The following is a 15,652-nucleotide window of genomic DNA, read 5'->3' as shown; positions in this document are numbered from 1 at the left end:
CGGTACACTGCGCCGTAGCTGAACGTACCAGTATCGAAGTAGGAGAGAATCTAGAGATGTCGGTCGAATCTGCAGAGAGCCGTAACGGTAATTACCCAGGTAAGGGAATTGGTCAGCCGGTCGGTGTCGCTATTTTGGGGAAAGGCACTGTGGGCAGTGAGGTGCTTCGCCTCATTCGGGAGTTTTCTGACAATCTTGAGCAGCGTATCGGTGGCCCACTTGAGGTGCGCGGTGTTGCGGTCTCCAACGTGGAAAAGCACAAGGATGCGCCTGAGGTGCAAGGCATTGAGCTGACTGATGACGCTCGCTCGCTGATCACTCGCGATGACGTTGATGTTGTAGTCGAGGTCATCGGCGGCATCGACTACCCGCGTGAACTGGTGTTGTCTGCTCTGAAGGCAGGTAAGTCCGTTGTTACGGCAAACAAGGCGCTGGTTGCAGCGCACGGTTCCGAGCTTGCCGACGCCGCGAATGAAGTAGGCGTCGATCTCTATTATGAGGCAGCGGTTGCTGCGGCGATTCCAGTTGTTGGTATGTTGCGTCGCTCGTTGGCCGGTGACCAGGTTCAGCGCATTTCCGGCATTGTGAACGGTACGACTAACTTCATCTTGGACGCCATGGCTTCGACTGGAGCGACCTACGAGGAGGCACTCGCTGAGGCGACCCGTTTGGGGTACGCAGAGGCTGATCCGACTGCCGACGTTGAGGGGCACGACGCGGCTTCCAAGGCAGCGATCCTTGCCTCGATGGGCTTCCACACACGAGTCACGTTCGACGATGTGTCCTGCGAGGGCATCACGAAGATTACTGCTGAGGATATTGCTGCGGCGAAGCAGTCGAACCAGACGATTAAGCTGCTGGCGATCTGTGAGCGCCTCTACGACGAAAACGGTAAGACCACTGCTGTTAATGCTCGCGTTCACCCGACGCTCATCCCGAACGAGCACCCGCTGGCGAGCGTTGATAAGTCGTACAACGCCATCTTCGTCGAGGCTGAGGCTGCTGGCCGCCTGATGTTCTACGGCAACGGTGCTGGTGGCGCTCCTACCGCGTCTGCAGTGCTGGGCGACCTGGTCGGTGCAGCCCGCAACAAGGTGCACGGCGGCCGTGCACCAGCGGAGAACCCGTACGCGAACTACCCAGTGGTCGGCTTCGACGAGGTGGCGACTCGCTACCACGTGAACATGACCGTCAACGACCGCGTTGGTGTGCTGGCGGAGCTGACCCGAAAGTTTGCGGAGGCAAACGTGTCGCTCTCCGCAGTGCGCCAGGAGGAGTCCGGCGATGAGGCGCACCTGATCGTGGTGACGCACAAGGCGCTGGAGAAGGACCTACGTGACATCGTGGAGCGCCTCTCGCAGCACCCGGATGTGCAGCAAATCAACTCGGTGATCCGCCTAGACGCCTAAGCTGAGATACCTACAGACAAGGAGCACATCATGGCGACAGACATTGAAGTAGGCCTAAAGGCGACTGTGACGGTGCCGGGTTCGTCGGCGAACTTAGGACCGGGCTTCGATACGTTGGGGCTCGCTCTCTCCATTTACGACACTGTCGAGGTTGAGGTCATCGAGTCCGGGCTTGAGGTGGAGATCTTCGGCGAAGGCGCCGAGGACCTGCCGCGCGACGGCTCTCACCTCGTAGTCAAAGCGATTCGTTCTGGCCTCAAGGCTGCTGATGTTTCTGTTCCAGGCCTTCGCGTGGTGTGCACGAACAACATCCCGCAGTCTCGTGGGCTTGGTTCGTCGGCCTCTGCGGCTGTCGCAGGCGTTGTGGCGGCAAACACACTGGCTGGTAACCCGCTTTCCACAGAGGAAGTTGTGCAGCTTTCCTCGGCGTTCGAGGGGCATCCTGATAATGCTGCCGCATCTGTGCTCGGCGGGGCGGTTGTCTCCTGGACCGAGATTCCTGTCGATGGTGTATCGCATCCGGTCTACCGGGCTGTCGGGGTCCCCGTGGATCCCTCGATTCGTGCGGTGGCGCTGGTGCCGAACTTCCACGCCTCGACCAACGCGGTGCGGCAGGTGTTGCCGAGCCACGTCACGCACACGGATGCGCGTTTCAACGTGTCGCGTACCGCGGTGATGACGGTTGCCATCCAGTCCCACCCCGAGCTGCTCTGGGAGGGCACCCGCGACCGCCTGCACCAGCCGTACCGTGCTGACGTGCTGCCGGTCACCGCTGAGTGGGTCAACCGCTTGCGCAACCGCGGCTACGCAGCCTTCGTCTCTGGTGCGGGCCCGACCGCCCTGGTTCTGACCACGACGGACGTTGACGAGGAGTTGCTTGACGACGCCCGCGAGGCCGGACTACGCGTCATCGAGCTTGAGGTAGCGGGTCCGGTACGTGGCGAGCTGACCCGCGCTTAATCTGTCCTGGCTGTTACAGGCCTGAAAGGGAGGCGGAACTGTTCGACGCCCCCGCGCAGGCTCGCTGTGCCGGTCACGCCGCGCGCATCGAGCGCTGCAACAGCTTGCGCTGAGCGCGCCCCTCGGGCGCACACCACAATGGTGCCGGGCTGCGCTTCTGGCGGTGTGTAGCCATCGATAATGGTGCCGAGCGGCACGTTGATGGCGCCGTCAAGGTGGAAGTCAGCGAACTCCTCGGGCTCGCGGACGTCGAGAATCGTGGCGCCTTCCGGAATGGTGGTGACCTCCGCCGGTCCTTGTGGAGGTGCGCTCGTACGCACGCGCTCAGTGACCTCTGGGTCTGCGACAAGCGGCACGTACTCCCACATACCTGTGAGTGAGTCGAAGTAGCCAATCTGGCCAATCAGCGGCGAACCGAGTCCGGTGATGAGCTTGATCGTTTCCATTGCCATCGCGGACCCGACAACGCCTACAAGTGGACCGACCACGCCTGCCTGGGAACAAGAGGGCACGCTGCCTGGTGCTGGTGGAGCGGGGAAGAGGTCCTCGTAGATTGGCCCGTGGCCTGCCCAAAACACCGTGAGCTGTGCTTCAAACCCGAGGATTGACCCCCACACGTGCGGCACGCCCAGGCGCGTGGCCGCGTGCGATGCGATGTGGCGAGTCTGGAAGTTGTCGGTGCCGTCGACGATGATGTCAGCGTCACTGAACAGCTGCAGTGCGTTATCCCACGTGAGGCGGTCAGATACAGTGCGGACGTTGATATCCGGGTTCAACGCCAGCATCTGTGTCTTTGCCGACGCCGTCTTTGCGGTACCGATGGCAGCGGTGGTATGGATGACCTGCCGGTGCAGGTTGGACAGATCCACCCGGTCGTCGTCGATGACAGTGATCGTGCCGACGCCGGCACCAGCTAAGTACAGCAGGGTCGGAGACCCCAAGCCTCCGGCGCCAAGAACAACGACGTGGGCGTCGAAAAGCTGTTGCTGCTTCCTCTCGCCGATGAGTGTGGTTTGCCGTAGGTAGCGCTCATCGAGCGTCATCGATACCAACCCACTGCGTTGCGCCGTCCGCCATGGACTGCTCTTTCCATATTGGGACCTGTGATTTCACTCTGTTGGTGACCTCTTCACAGGCGGCGAATGCCTCGGCGCGGTGCGCACTGGCCACGAGGACCAGGAACGCCATCTCGCCGATCGGCACGGAGCCGACTCGGTGGGCGGCCCAGATTCGCACCGGGTGTTGTTGGGCGATGTCTTCGACAATTGCGCGGAGCTCGTCTTGGGCGCTGGGGTGCGATTCGTACGTCAGCGAACGCACTGCCTGCCCGCCGTCGTGGTCGCGGACAACGCCCTCAAAGCGGACGAGCGCACCCATGGAGCGCGTCATTGTAGCCGTGGCCGCATCCGCAGCGAACTGCTCAAGCGGCGTTTCGGTAATGCGTGCGTCGATGACGGTATTGACCTGCTCGGCGACGAACTGTGGGTCCGAAGTAGAGCTTGGTTGTGAACTAGTGCTCATGTGATCCTTCTATGAGTGCAGTGATGTGGTCGAGCAGGGGAGCGAGCACGGCACACCCGTCCTTCACCCCGCCGCGTGAACCTGGCAGTGTCATGACAAACGTGCGACCCGCCACTCCGGCGACAGCACGCGACAGCACTGCCGTTGCGACTTGCTGCTGCCCATAGGCCCAGAACGCGTGCACGATACCTGGCAGCTGCCGGTCCAACAGAGGCTCCACAATATCAACCGTTTGGTCATCCGGTGTAATGCCGGTTCCGCCCGAGGTCAGCAGTACCGACGGGGAAGCACCGAGTGCCTCCTGGACCGCATCCGAAAGGTCGGCATCGGCCACGATGGTGGCGTCTGGGGTGTCGAACCCCGCTTCCCGCAGGAACCTGACCGCGATCGGACCTGACTTGTCCTCGTAGACACCAGCGGCTGCTCGCGTAGAAGCCACGATAACCCGTGCAGTACGTTGATTGGTATTCATAGGCACAATCTACAGCGGATAGACCATGACTGGTGTACCCGCGGGAACCGTAGCCGCGGCGGGAATGCGGATCAGGCAGGTCGCGGTGGCACCCTGGGTAAGCAGGTGCGAGCTTGTACCGTGGTACGGATGCACAAGGCCCTCTCGAATTTCACCGCGCAGGAACTGATCCTTGCCGGCGATTCCAACGACATCTGTATCTATAGCTACGCGTACAGGAGCTGGCGCGCGACCCAACACTGGTGCGACGTAGAGGACGAATGACACGATGGTGGAGATCGGGTTGCCTGGCAGGCTCAGTACAGGCACACCGTGAAACGCAGAGATGCCTTGTGGCCCGCCGGGCTGTTGAGCGACATGTCCGTACCAGCCATCCGTAAACACCTGACGGATGACCTCGAACTTGCCGTGGCTAATCCCACCCGAAGTCACAATCGCATCGGGTTGGTGCTCCTCGATTGCCGCTGCAACTTTCTGCCGGAGCAGTTTCGGGTCATCATTGGTCAAGAGACGTGCTGCCACGTCGATGCCGTGGCGAGCGGCTAGCGCCTCAAGCATCGGACCGTTCGAGTCCGGAATTGTCGCGGGGCCTGTGGCCTGGTCGCTCGGGGAGACCTCAGCGCCACCCGTGATCACTAAGATGCGCGCAGTGCGCTCGACCTCAACGGTCTCGATTCCCTGGCTGATCGCGGCGCCAACAAGCGCCGGTGTCACCCCATCACCGCGATGCGCAATGTAAGCCCCGGGCTGGATATCGCTGCCCGCAAGGCGCATGAACTGACCACGCTTGACCTCAGGGATCTTGACAGGTTCACCAGTTGCCCCGAACGTCGGCGGGGTGCAACGCTCAACTGGGACGACTGCTACCGTGCCACGAGGAAGCTTCGCGCCGGTCATGATCGGCGCCACAACGCCCTGCAGGCCTTCTGGATACAGTTCGTCGGGGTCAGTGCCTGCGGCAATCGTCGGGCCGATCGTCGCCGTGTGCGCTTCCACCTGTGTCAACGCGTACCCGTCCATTTGCGAGTTGTCGAAGGTCGGTTGCTCGCGTACGGCAACAACATCGGCCGCGAGCACACGCTGCTGCTTGCCAGCTTCAACGACGCTGATGCGCTCCGAAAGCCGAGGGCCGACGGCCTCGCGCACCGCACTCAGGTGCTCCTCAGTAGTTCGTGTCATGGCGCCTACTCTACGCGCCACCACCAGTTCGCTACCATGGACGACATGCAAATTCACTACTTTGCCGCCGCACGCGCGGCCACAGGCGTCGCACAGGAAGAAGTTGGGAACTTTGCCACACTGCAGGAACTGCTTACCGACGCCGCTTCGCGCCACAACGGCACCACCGACGCAGGCCAAACGCTCGCAGACATCCTGGCGCGCTGCACCTTCCTGATCGACGGAAAACGCGCCCGGCAGACTGACTCGCTCGAGTCCGCTGAGCGCGTTGATGTCATGCCACCGTTCGCCGGGGGCTAATCCGTCGGCTTTGGGTAGATGGCGATGTCATCCGTTTTGACGTAGCACGTTACAGATGCGCCGGGCTCAATGCCCGCATCGAGTGCCTCCTGACGCTGGACCGGGAGCGCCACAACCGCACCGTGGACGTCGAGCTCCACAGTGAGGCCACCTGAGGTACTGACATCGATTGTGGCCACGGTGGCCTCCAGTGAGTTGTAACCTCCCGGCGCTGCTCCGGCTGGGACGTGCAGCGAGACGTCCTGCGGCGCGAAGACTGCGACGGCATGCTCATGCTGCTCGCACTGCTCTGAGGCGACACCGGTGAGCTCACCGACTGTGGTTGCCACGCGCGCAACGGAACCTTGGTGCGCGGCACCCACCATGTGCGCTGGAATCCAGTTCACGCTAGCGGGCAACCAGTTCACACCAGCGAGCCGTGCAGAAAACTGTGTCGCCGGAACTTTGAGCTCCTCGGCCGTCGGCCGCAGGCTGATGACGTTGCCTCGGTCCATTACCGCGACGTATTCCGCAAGGTTGGCCACGTCCAATGGGTTGTGCGTAATCACGATCGTGGTGCGGTCGTGTGCCGTAGCCCGCAGTACCTGGCGCCAGTGATGCGCAGAGTTCACGTCGATCGCAGCGAGTGGCTCGTCAAGAATTAGCACGCGGGGGCGCGGTGCGAGCGCTCGTACTAGCGACACCTGTGATGCTTGACCGCCAGAGAGGGCGCGGACGGGGACGTCGACAAGGTCGCGCAGCCCCGCTGAGGTCAGCAGCTCAAGTGCGCGCTGTTTGCTGCCAGTGACCATCGCGACAGCCTTCAGTGGGGTCGACGTAGGTGGCAGACCGGGGTTCTGGGTAAGCAACACAACTCCGCGTTTGTGCGCCGGGACAAGCTTGCTCGACGACGTGCCCGCATCAACCACGCGGTCGCCGATCAAGGTGCGCAAACCGCCGAGGCGCCCTGCAATTCTGTCTACCAGAGTGGTCTTCCCCGAGCCGTTCAAGCCAATGAGCGCCGTCGTGGCGTTCGCAGGGAACGTTGTCTCACCGATGACGACGGGCACGCCCCCGTCTTCGGGGCTCGTCAGTAGGCGCAGCCGTTCCGTGTCCACCTCGTGGGTGGCGCGAGCGACTTCACGGGAGCGCGTACGCGAGAGGAAGACCGTCGGCAGCGTCGATGCGGCAAGTGTGAGCACCGCCAGTGCGATGAGGATGGCTGATAGCCCATACGCGACGTCCTGATCTACTTCGCGGGCAATATAGATGCCCAACGGCATGGTGCGCGTTGTGCCAGGCATAGAGCCGGCGAAGGTCAACGTGGTGCCGAACTCGCCGAGCGAGCGCGCAAACGCCAGCCCGGCCGCAGAGACGAGTGAGGGCGCGATTGCAGGCAGGATTATCTTGCGAGTAATCGTCGAGGGGCTCAGCCCCACGCCTGCGGCCGAGTATGTAATCTCCGGATCGAGTTGCCGCAGCGCCGCGTCAAGTGTGATGACAACGAACGGCAGCGCAATGAACACATGTGCAGCGACGACACCCGGAAACGCGAACGCGAACTGAATATGCAGCGCGTCCAACAGCGGCGCAGCTAAGCCTCGGCGTCCGAGAAACGCGCTGAGCGCTAAACCACCGACGACCGGCGGCATCGCTAGCGGAAGTAGCACGAGTACTCGCGCAAGGCCTGCACCTCGTCGCAAGTGTTGCATCCATAGCGCAAGCGGTGTGCCCAGCAGGAGTGTGATGACGCACGCCAGGACAGCGGAGCGCAGCGTGACGCGGAGCAACTGCTGTGTCGATGCGGAGGCAAGGATCTCACCGAGCTGGTCCCATGGCACACGTGCACCAAGCGCCAGGATCGGCAGCACAATGGCGGCGAGTGCAAGAAGCGCCAGGCCCCACACCAACATTGGTGTCTGGCGTGGGGCCTGGCGAAGCGTTGATTGCTGCATGAATACGGACTCTACCCGGTGGTTACTGTTGCGCAGCAGGGGTGAAGCCGTACTTCTCCCACACCACGGCCATTTCTGGGCTTGCAAGCAGTTCGAAGAGATTCTGCGCGGCAGCCTCGTCGGTGGTGTTGGTGGTTACAGCGGCGACGAGGGAGTTCGGCTTCTCATTAGCGTGAGGGATATTGAGAACCTCAACGCCATCACCAGCTGTAGCAGCGTCGGTGCGGTACACGAAGCCAGCGTCGGCCTCGCCGGAGACAACCTTGCCCAGGGTGTCGGAGACGCTGTGTTCCAGAGATACAGGGTTGATGGTGAGATTGTTCGCCGCGACAAGCTCGTTGGTCACCGAGCCACATGGGACCTGCGCATCACACACAACCAGGTTCACATCCTCTTTTTGGACATCCTCGACGCTCTTGATGCCCGCTGGGTTGCCCTTCGGCACCACGAGCACCATCGAGTTCGTCGCCACGACTTTCGGATCCTTTGCGACGCCCGCCTCGACAGCTTTGTCCATATTCTTCTGGTCAGCTGTGATCAACACGTCACCAGGTGCGCCCTCCTTCAGTTGCTGCACCAGGTCAGAGGAGCCGGCGTTGACGAACTCGAGGTTGCTCTCCGACATTTCCGAAAGGTCCTCGTTGAGTACGCGCGTGGAAGCCGCGCCCATCACGATGAGGTCGCTGGGTGCCTCAGCGGTCGGTGCTTTTGAGGCGGCGCTTTCGGAATCGGTGCCACCGGCGCAGGCGGTCAGACCGGTCGCGGCCAGGGCAGCCACGAACAATGTGGCAAGGCGAGTAGAGCGCATGAGAACTCCTTCGAGTACTGGTTTGAATATGAATATAAATTATCTTAAAAAAGGGGTAGACACGAAGAATGCCCCCGGAAGAAGAGCTCCGGGGGCAGCACTGGCGAGCGGGTTGAAGCACTAACGCTTCAATTGACGTCCGTTCGAGCGGATCGGCTCCCACTGGGCCTCAGAGCGGCGGCCCTGGACCTCTTCACCGCGCGAGCGGTAAACCACGTACGGCCTAGTGGAGTAACCCACCGGTGCAGAAAATGCGTGGACGAGGCGGGTGAATGGCCAACATGCAATCAATGTGAAGCCAGCAAGCACGTGGACCTTAAACTGCCACGGAGCCTGCACCATCAGGTCCGGCATCGGGTTGAAAATCAGCAGCTGGCGCAGCCACGGCGAAATCGTTTCGCGGTAATCGTATCCGCCGGGCACACCGAAGACCTGCGTCGAGACAGTCGCGATAAAGCCGGAGCAGATCGCGATTGTCAAGAACACATACATGAACTTGTCGGAGGTGGCCGTCGATAAGAACACCGAACGGTTGACCACACGACGGTAGAGCAAGCCGAGCAACCCCAACACCACGGCGATACCCGCAATCGTGCCAGGAATCGTTGCGATGAGGTGGTATGCGTGGTCGTTGATACCCATGCCTCGGGTCCAGGACTTAGGAATCGCCAGGCCCATTAGGTGGCCAATGACCACGAAGACCATGCCCCAGTGGAACAGTGGCGAGGAAAGCCGCAGCAACTTCGATTCGTAAATCTGCGACGAGTGGGTAGTCCAGCCCATCTGGTCATAACGCCAGCGCCAGATAATGCCGATGACAAACGCAGCGATGGCCAACCAGGGAAAGGCCACCCACAGGAATTCTTCAATACCAGTCATAGTGAGTTCAGTCCTTTAACTGTGGTTGGGAGAAGCCGTTGGAAACGGCAGGGGAGTAGTTTCAATACCGACCATCTCCGCAGGAGGGCCCTGGCGAATCAGGTTGATGTAGCGAGCGATAGTTTCCTCGTCAATGCTGGGCAGCAACATGCACACAGCCGTGAGCAAGTGAGCGTACGGGCTACCCAGTCCGACCAGAGCGTGACGCAGCACCTCGAGGCCGTCTCGGTGCGCGGCAATCATCTCTAACGCGTGCTGTTGGGAGTCGGAGTCAGCGAACGCAAGCGCTTCCAGGACGACGCAAAGGTGGTCCGGCAGCTCCTCCGAGATCTCTTCCATCCCTAGACCTTCCAACTGTTGACGAAACGCCAAGATCGCGGCACCGCGCTGGCGGGTATCACCAACCGAATAGTAGGAGAGGTGCAGCGCGCAGCGACGCCGCTGGTCGAAGGTCTCGACGTAGTGCTCCTGGAGCGGCAGGAGTCCGAGGATACGTGCCCTGCCGATGAACTCCGCGATTTCCGCAGCAATAGGGCCTGGAAGCAGCCCGAGCTGTTCCTCGATGGTCTCCAACGTGGAGAAGAACTCCTCTTCTGGGTACCGCAACGTGAGGCTGAGCGCCATCGCTGCGATCTGACGCTGCTGCGTATCACACGCCACTGGTGCCACTAGTTCCTCGGGTACAACCCCGATTTGGGTTCGGGTGCTCATTACTGCTCACCCTCGCGTCGCGCGACGTTGCCGTCAGCACTCGGTCCTTCCTCAACCGGGTTCGGCGTTGGAGTCGATGCTTCCGGAGCAGCATGGCGGTAGTTCTCGCTTGCAGTCTTCGGCTCGCGAGTCTTCAACGCGGTGGGGAACATCGCGTCAGGACGGTCGCCGGTCCACGACATGAGGGACACCTTGCCAGGCTGCGCGTTGTCGGCCTCTTCGTGGCAGGCGCTCGGCGCACCCATGCCCAGGTTGGCCATCAGGTCACCACTGGCAGGGTCGACGCCACCAAACGGATCCAGCGAGGCAACACCACGCGGGGTCTCCGGCGAGGTGGTCGGGATGACATAGCGGTCGTCATACTTGGCGATCGCCAGCAGGCGATACATCGCTTCCAGGTCTTTGCCAGTCATACCGACTGCGCTCGCAATCGCCTCGTTCGTCGGCTGGCCTAGGTTGATGTCGCGCATGTAGGAACGCATCGCGGCGAGCCTACGCAGCGAAAGCTCGACTGGGACGGTGTCACCTGCAGTGAACAGGCCAGCCTGGTACTCGAGCGGGATACGCATGTTGGAGATCGCGCTGAGCAGTACCTTGTGGTCTTCGCCGTCAGCACCAGTCTTGGTCACCTGATCGACGATCGGTGACAGCGACGGGATGTACCACACCATCGGCAGCGTGCGGAACTCTGGATGTAGCGGCAGCGCCACACCGTACGTGAAAATCAGATCGTAGATCGGGGAGTTCTGCGCAGCCTCGATCCAAGAGTGAGGGATGCCCTCTTCGGTCGCAGCCCGGACGACCTCAGGGTCGCGTGGATCGAGGAAGAGCGACTTCTGTGCCTCAAACAGATCCTTCTCATCGGGTGTCGACGCCGCTTCGGCAACACGGTCCGCGTCGTAGAGCAGCACACCAAGGTAGCGCAGGCGGCCCACGCAGGTTTCCGAGCACACCGTCGGCTGGCCAACCTCAATACGCGGGTAGCACAACGTACACTTTTCGGCCTTGCCTGTCTTGTGGTTGAAGTACACCTTCTTGTAAGGGCAGCCCGAGACGCACATGCGCCAGCCACGGCAGCTGTCCTGGTCGACCAGGACGATGCCGTCCTCCGTGCGCTTGTACATCGCGCCCGACGGGCAGGAAGACACACACGTTGGGTTCAGGCAGTGCTCGCAGATGCGCGGAAGGTAGAACATGAAGGACTCTTCAATTTCCTTCTTGACCTCCAGGTTCATCTTCTCCAGGACGCGGTCCTCGTCCATGGTCGCAGTTGAGCCACCAAGGTTGTCATCCCAGTTCGAAGACCAGGAGATTGTGTCGATTGGCTTGCCGGTGATCTGCGACTTCGGACGCGCAGTCGGCTGCGTCTTCTGCCCAGCCGGGGCGCTAATGAGCTTCTCGTACTCATAGGTCCACGGCTCGTAGTAGTCCTCGATCGTCGGCATGTTCGGGTTGTGGAAGATGGTAGCCAGGCGCTTGATACGCCCACCCTGACGTGGCTTGAGCTTGCCGCTGCCGTCAAGCTTCCAGCCGCCCTTCCACTTGTCTTGATCCTCCCACGAGCGCGGGTAGCCCACGCCGGGACGGGTTTCAACGTTGTTGAACCAGATGTACTCTGTGCCTTCACGGTTGGTCCATGCCTGCTTACAGGTCACCGAACACGTATGGCATCCGATGCACTTATCCAGGTTCATGACCATGGCAATTTGCGCCATTACTCGCATTAGTACTGCACCTCCTGGGAGCGACGACGGATGCGGGTAACCTCGTCGCGGTTGTTGCCGGTTGGGCCAATGTAGTTGAATCCGTAAGTCAAGTGACCGTAGCCACCAGCCACATGCAGTGGCTTAATGGTGATGCGGGTCAGCGAGTTGTGCGTGCCGCCACGTCGGCCGGAGCGCTCGTTCAGCGGTGTGCCCACTGTGCGTTCCTGCGCGTGGTTCATGATGACCGTTCCCTCCGGAATACGGTGGGTGACCACAGCACGCGCCGAGACAACGCCGTTGCGGTTGTAGAGCTCAACCCACTCATTGTCCTTGACACCGATCTTCTGTGCATCCGTGTCAGACATCCACACAACCTGCCCACCGCGGGAGATGGAGAGGACGTGGAGGTTGTCGAAGTACTGGGAGTGGATCGACCACTTGTTGTGTGGGGTGAGGTAGCGCACCGTGATCTCCGGGTTGCCGTCCTCACCCTTGAGGACCTCGCCTGGGCGAGTCTCGCCGTTGAGACGCATGCGGTCAAGCGGTGGCTTGAACACAGGAAGCTGCTCGCCGTAGTCGATGAACCAGTCGTGGTCGATGAAGTAGTGCATACGACCGGAGAGCGTGTTCCAAGGCTTATCCATCGCCAGGTTCAGGGAGAACGCGGTGTAGCGGCGTCCATCACGCTTGTTGCCGGACCACTCAGGAGAGGTAATGACTTCTTGCGGGCGTTCCTTGACCTTGTCCCAGACGATCTGGGCGTCCTCGGTGCCTTCCCAGAACTCGCTTGTGTCCGAGCCGAGCATCTTGCCCAGATTCTCGAAGCCGTTGCGCGCAACCTCACCGTTGGACACACCCGAAAGGTGAAGGATCGCCTGTGCTGCCTTCACGGCGGAGTTCAGTGCAGGCCGGTCACCCGCAGAGGCAGTTTCAGCGACGCCGTTCATGCCGAAGAGCTCACCAACCTGCTTTTCGACGTTAAACGGCGTGCCGTGTACATTCGTGCCAGCCTTCTCGGTCAGTGGGCCGAAAGACATCCACTTCTCGAAGATCTTGGTGTAATCACGCTCAACTGGAACCAACTTTGCCATCGTTTGGCCCGGAACCATGCCGACTTCCTTGACATCGGGCACCACGCCGTTTGCCATGTTCGGGTTGATCTCATCCGGAGCGTCGTGAGAGATAGGCGCAGTGACGACGTCCGTCTGCACTCCCAGCCACTTGCCGGCCATGCGGGAAACAGCGTCGGACATATCGCGGAAGATCTCCCAGTCGCTTCGAGCCTCCCACGGCGGGTTGATCGCAGCGTTAAAGGTGTGGATGAACGGGTGCATGTCCGTCGTGGACAAGTCGTTCTTCTCGTACCAGGTAGCCGCAGGGAAGACGATGTCTGACACCAGGGTGGTTGAGGTGTTACGGAAGTCCGTAGTCATCATCAGATCGAGCTTGCCCATCGGTGCCTCGTCGCGCCAGCGAATCGACTTCGGGCGCTCACCCTCGGCCAGCTCCTCCGCGGAGACATCCGAATCAACGCCCAACATGTGGCGCAGGAAGTACTCGGTGCCCTTCGCCGACGATCCCATCAGGTTCGTGCGCCAGTTCAGCAGGATGCGAGGCCAGTTCTCCGGGGCATCCGGATCCTCAGCAGCGAACTCCATCTGACCCGACTCGAGCTGGTCGACGATGTAGTCCTTCACATCCATGCCCGCCTCCTTGGCTTGCTCAGCGAGCAGCAGTGGGTTGCGGTTGAACTGCGGGTACGACGGCATCCAACCACGCTTCATGGCCTCGACCAGCGTCTCCGACAAGAACTTATCTTCCGACGCACCCTTACGCGCCAGAGGCGAGGCCATCCTTGAGGCCTTCGAGTTGTCGTAGCGCCACTGGGAGGTAGTCAGGTAGTAGAACCCGGTGGTGATCATGTGACGCGGTGGACGGTTCCAGTCATTTGCGAACGCGTACTGACTCCAGCCCGACTGCGGACGCAGCTTCTCTTGGCCCACGTAGTGCGCCCAACCACCACCGTTGACACCCTGGGTGCCACACATAGAAGTCAGTGCGAGGAAGGTGCGATAGATGGAATCCGCGTGGACGTAGTGGTTCACGCCTGCGCCCATGATGATTTGGGAGCGGCCCTTCGAGTCCAGTGCGTTCTGCGCAAACTCGGTGGCGATGCGTTCGATCTGCGCAACTGGAACATTGGATAACTCCTCGGCCCAAGCAGGGGTGCCGACCTCGGAGGCGTCGTTAAAGTCAGCCGGCCAGGAGCCTGGCAGCTGCAGCGTCGGGCGGTTCACGCCGTAGTGCGCAAGCATGATGTCGTACACGGTGGTGACGGTGCGGCCAGCAATCTCACGGACTGGGACACCGCGACGGTATACGCCAGCGCCGATAGGACCATCCGAGTCCAATGCCTCACGCGAAGCATCCATGTCGAAGCGTGGGAAGCACACCTCGGCGGTGCCGTAGGAGTTGGTATCCGCCATGGACATCACCGGGTTGGCGTTGTCATGGCGCAGGTTCCACTTGCCGGGTTCGGTCTTGTAGTGGTCCGCGATGGTGCCACCTGGATCGACAACAGTGCCGTCTGCTTCAATGTTGAGCAGGCGGTATTGTGCGTTATCGCTGTTGGCTAGTGTGGCGTCCTCAAGCTTGTCTGCAGTAAGGAACTTTCCGGGAGCGAACGTGCCGTCCTTGAGCTGATCGAGCTCCACCAGGAACGGTGCATCAGTGTACTTGAGCATGTAGTCCATGAAGTACTGCGGTCGCTGTGCAACGTGGAACTTACTCAAAATGACGTGGCCCATTGCGAAGGCGAGTGCGCCGTCGGTACCTGGCGACATGCGCATCCACTCATCGGCGAACTTCGCGGCATCGTTGTAGTCCGGGGAGACCACAACGATCTTGGTGCCCTTGTAGCGCACCTCGGTCATGAAGTGGGAGTCCGGGGTACGGGTCACCGGGATGTTGGAGCCCCACATCATCAGGTAAGAGGAGTTGAACCAGTCGCCGGATTCCGGCACATCCGTCTGGTCGCCGAACGTCTGCGGGGAGGCAGGCGGGAGGTCCGCATACCAGTCGTAGAAGGACAGCATCGCGCCGCCGATGAGCCCCAAGAAACGGGTACCGGCAGAGTAGGAGACCTGGCTCATCGCAGGAATCACCGTGAAACCTGCAATGCGGTCCGGGCCCCAATGCTTGATGGTGTAAACGTGTGCTGCAGCGGCGATCTCGACGGCTTCTTCGTAAGCAACGCGCACCAGACCGCCCTTGCCGCGGGCACCGACGTAAGCGCGACGCTTGACTGGGTCTTCCTGGATCGCACGCCAGGCGAGTACCGGGTCGCCGTCGTGCTGCTTCTTTTCGTGGCGGTACATCTCCAGCAATGCGCTGCGCACGTACGGGTAGCGGATGCGCGTAGGCGAGTAGGTGTACCAGGAAAAGGATGCGCCACGCGGGCACCCTCGAGGTTCGTACTCTGGGAAGTCAGGGCCAGTGGTGGGGTAGTCAACGGCCTGGGATTCCCAGGTGATGACGCCATCTTTGACGTAGACCTTCCAGGAACAGGAACCGGTGCAGTTCACACCGTGTGTGGAGCGCACCATCTTGTCGAAGGACCAACGGTTGCGGTAGAACACGTCGGCTTGGCGGCCACCTTCGAGGAAAATCTGCTGGCCGGAAGGCGTGACGTCGCCTTTGCGAACGAACCCACCAAGTTTAAACAGCGGGTTGGACTGTGTCGCATCAGTCATGGTTCACAATCTCCTTGAATG

At 61.1% G+C, this 15,652-nt stretch carries 12 protein-coding genes and 1 pseudogene; 3 read left to right on the top strand and 10 right to left on the bottom strand.

Translation table 11 applies throughout. The features are described from left to right. The first annotated feature begins 56 nt into the window (after positions 1-56). Together KBX13_RS05225 and thrB are read left to right on the top strand one after the other, a co-directional pair. Positions 57-1,409 carry a homoserine dehydrogenase gene (locus tag KBX13_RS05225; protein ID WP_070362639.1) on the top strand — a complete coding sequence of 451 codons (1,353 nt, stop codon included), beginning with the start codon at positions 57-59 and terminating at the stop codon, positions 1,407-1,409. 30 nt (positions 1,410-1,439) lie between these two features. Next, on the top strand, positions 1,440-2,369 hold the full coding sequence (gene thrB / locus KBX13_RS05220) for a homoserine kinase (RefSeq protein WP_070362638.1): 930 nt from the start codon (positions 1,440-1,442) through the stop codon (positions 2,367-2,369). On the opposite strand, the gene KBX13_RS05215 is transcribed toward thrB, so the two are convergent. Genes KBX13_RS05215 through KBX13_RS05200 form a run of 4 tightly spaced genes read right to left on the bottom strand, consistent with a single transcriptional unit; the run spans position 2,366 to position 5,541 of the window. Next, entirely contained in the window at positions 2,366-3,412 is a 1,047-nt protein-coding gene (locus KBX13_RS05215) for a ThiF family adenylyltransferase (protein WP_256021112.1), read from the bottom strand. The two genes, thrB and KBX13_RS05215, sit on opposite strands and share 4 nt — an antisense overlap. After that, positions 3,399-3,890 carry a molybdenum cofactor biosynthesis protein MoaE gene (locus KBX13_RS05210; RefSeq protein WP_256021110.1) on the bottom strand — a complete coding sequence of 164 codons (492 nt, stop codon included), beginning with the start codon at positions 3,888-3,890 and terminating at the stop codon, positions 3,399-3,401. The genes KBX13_RS05215 and KBX13_RS05210 overlap by 14 nt, the downstream gene beginning before the upstream one ends. After that, on the bottom strand, positions 3,880-4,362 hold the full coding sequence (locus KBX13_RS05205) for a MogA/MoaB family molybdenum cofactor biosynthesis protein (protein ID WP_070479507.1): 483 nt from the start codon (positions 4,360-4,362) through the stop codon (positions 3,880-3,882). The genes KBX13_RS05210 and KBX13_RS05205 overlap by 11 nt, the downstream gene beginning before the upstream one ends. 9 nt (positions 4,363-4,371) lie before the next feature. Continuing rightward, complete coding sequence (locus KBX13_RS05200) at positions 4,372-5,541, bottom strand: molybdopterin molybdotransferase MoeA (RefSeq protein WP_256021108.1); 1,170 nt, start codon at positions 5,539-5,541, stop codon at positions 4,372-4,374. A gap of 45 nt (positions 5,542-5,586) precedes the next feature. On the opposite strand from KBX13_RS05200, the gene KBX13_RS05195 reads away from it, so the two are divergent. Then, complete coding sequence (locus KBX13_RS05195) at positions 5,587-5,841, top strand: MoaD/ThiS family protein (protein WP_256006475.1); 255 nt, start codon at positions 5,587-5,589, stop codon at positions 5,839-5,841. On the opposite strand, the gene KBX13_RS05190 is transcribed toward KBX13_RS05195, so the two are convergent. From KBX13_RS05190 to KBX13_RS05165, 6 genes and pseudogenes are all read right to left on the bottom strand, one after another. After that, complete coding sequence (locus KBX13_RS05190) at positions 5,838-7,775, bottom strand: ATP-binding cassette domain-containing protein (protein ID WP_256021106.1); 1,938 nt, start codon at positions 7,773-7,775, stop codon at positions 5,838-5,840. The genes KBX13_RS05195 and KBX13_RS05190 overlap by 4 nt on opposite strands. Positions 7,776-7,797: 22 nt before the next feature. Then, on the bottom strand, positions 7,798-8,583 hold the full coding sequence (modA, locus tag KBX13_RS05185) for a molybdate ABC transporter substrate-binding protein (protein ID WP_256021105.1): 786 nt from the start codon (positions 8,581-8,583) through the stop codon (positions 7,798-7,800). Positions 8,584-8,703: 120 nt separating this feature from the next. Further along, positions 8,704-9,462, bottom strand: coding sequence for a respiratory nitrate reductase subunit gamma (gene narI / locus KBX13_RS05180; RefSeq protein WP_256021103.1), 759 nt, complete (start codon positions 9,460-9,462; stop codon positions 8,704-8,706). Between the two features lie 15 nt (positions 9,463-9,477). Further along, the gene (narJ, locus tag KBX13_RS05175) at positions 9,478-10,173 is read right to left on the bottom strand and encodes a nitrate reductase molybdenum cofactor assembly chaperone (protein WP_256021101.1); all 696 of its coding nucleotides are present in this window, start codon (positions 10,171-10,173) and stop codon (positions 9,478-9,480) included. 143 nt (positions 10,174-10,316) lie between these two features. Continuing rightward, positions 10,317-11,897 (bottom strand): annotated as a pseudogene (narH, locus tag KBX13_RS05170) (nitrate reductase subunit beta); the annotation flags it as partial. After that, positions 11,897-15,631, bottom strand: a complete 3,735-nt coding sequence (locus tag KBX13_RS05165) for a nitrate reductase subunit alpha (RefSeq protein WP_256021098.1) — start codon at positions 15,629-15,631, stop codon at positions 11,897-11,899. The pseudogene narH and the gene KBX13_RS05165, both read right to left, overlap by 1 nt. Positions 15,632-15,652 lie beyond the last annotated feature (21 nt).

The organism is Corynebacterium sp. CCUG 51687, assembly GCF_024453995.1.
Lineage (GTDB): Bacteria > Actinomycetota > Actinomycetes > Mycobacteriales > Mycobacteriaceae > Corynebacterium > Corynebacterium pseudogenitalium.
The sequence above is the reverse complement of the archived record's forward strand: the minus strand, read 5'-3'. Positions and strand labels throughout refer to the sequence as shown.

Excerpts from the sequence above, each read along its gene's own strand:
- KBX13_RS05225 (WP_070362639.1), top strand. The coding sequence starts at position 57 with ATGTCGGTCGAATCTGCAGAGAGCCGTAACGGTAATTACCCAGGTAAG.
- thrB (WP_070362638.1), top strand. The coding sequence starts at position 1,440 with ATGGCGACAGACATTGAAGTAGGCCTAAAGGCGACTGTGACGGTGCCG.
- KBX13_RS05215 (WP_256021112.1), bottom strand. The coding sequence starts at position 3,412 with ATGACGCTCGATGAGCGCTACCTACGGCAAACCACACTCATCGGCGAG.
- KBX13_RS05210 (WP_256021110.1), bottom strand. The coding sequence starts at position 3,890 with ATGAGCACTAGTTCACAACCAAGCTCTACTTCGGACCCACAGTTCGTC.
- KBX13_RS05205 (WP_070479507.1), bottom strand. The coding sequence starts at position 4,362 with ATGAATACCAATCAACGTACTGCACGGGTTATCGTGGCTTCTACGCGA.
- KBX13_RS05200 (WP_256021108.1), bottom strand. The coding sequence starts at position 5,541 with ATGACACGAACTACTGAGGAGCACCTGAGTGCGGTGCGCGAGGCCGTC.
- KBX13_RS05195 (WP_256006475.1), top strand. The coding sequence starts at position 5,587 with ATGCAAATTCACTACTTTGCCGCCGCACGCGCGGCCACAGGCGTCGCA.
- KBX13_RS05190 (WP_256021106.1), bottom strand. The coding sequence starts at position 7,775 with ATGCAGCAATCAACGCTTCGCCAGGCCCCACGCCAGACACCAATGTTG.
- modA (WP_256021105.1), bottom strand. The coding sequence starts at position 8,583 with ATGCGCTCTACTCGCCTTGCCACATTGTTCGTGGCTGCCCTGGCCGCG.
- narI (WP_256021103.1), bottom strand. The coding sequence starts at position 9,462 with ATGACTGGTATTGAAGAATTCCTGTGGGTGGCCTTTCCCTGGTTGGCC.
- narJ (WP_256021101.1), bottom strand. The coding sequence starts at position 10,173 with ATGAGCACCCGAACCCAAATCGGGGTTGTACCCGAGGAACTAGTGGCA.
- KBX13_RS05165 (WP_256021098.1), bottom strand. The coding sequence starts at position 15,631 with ATGACTGATGCGACACAGTCCAACCCGCTGTTTAAACTTGGTGGGTTC.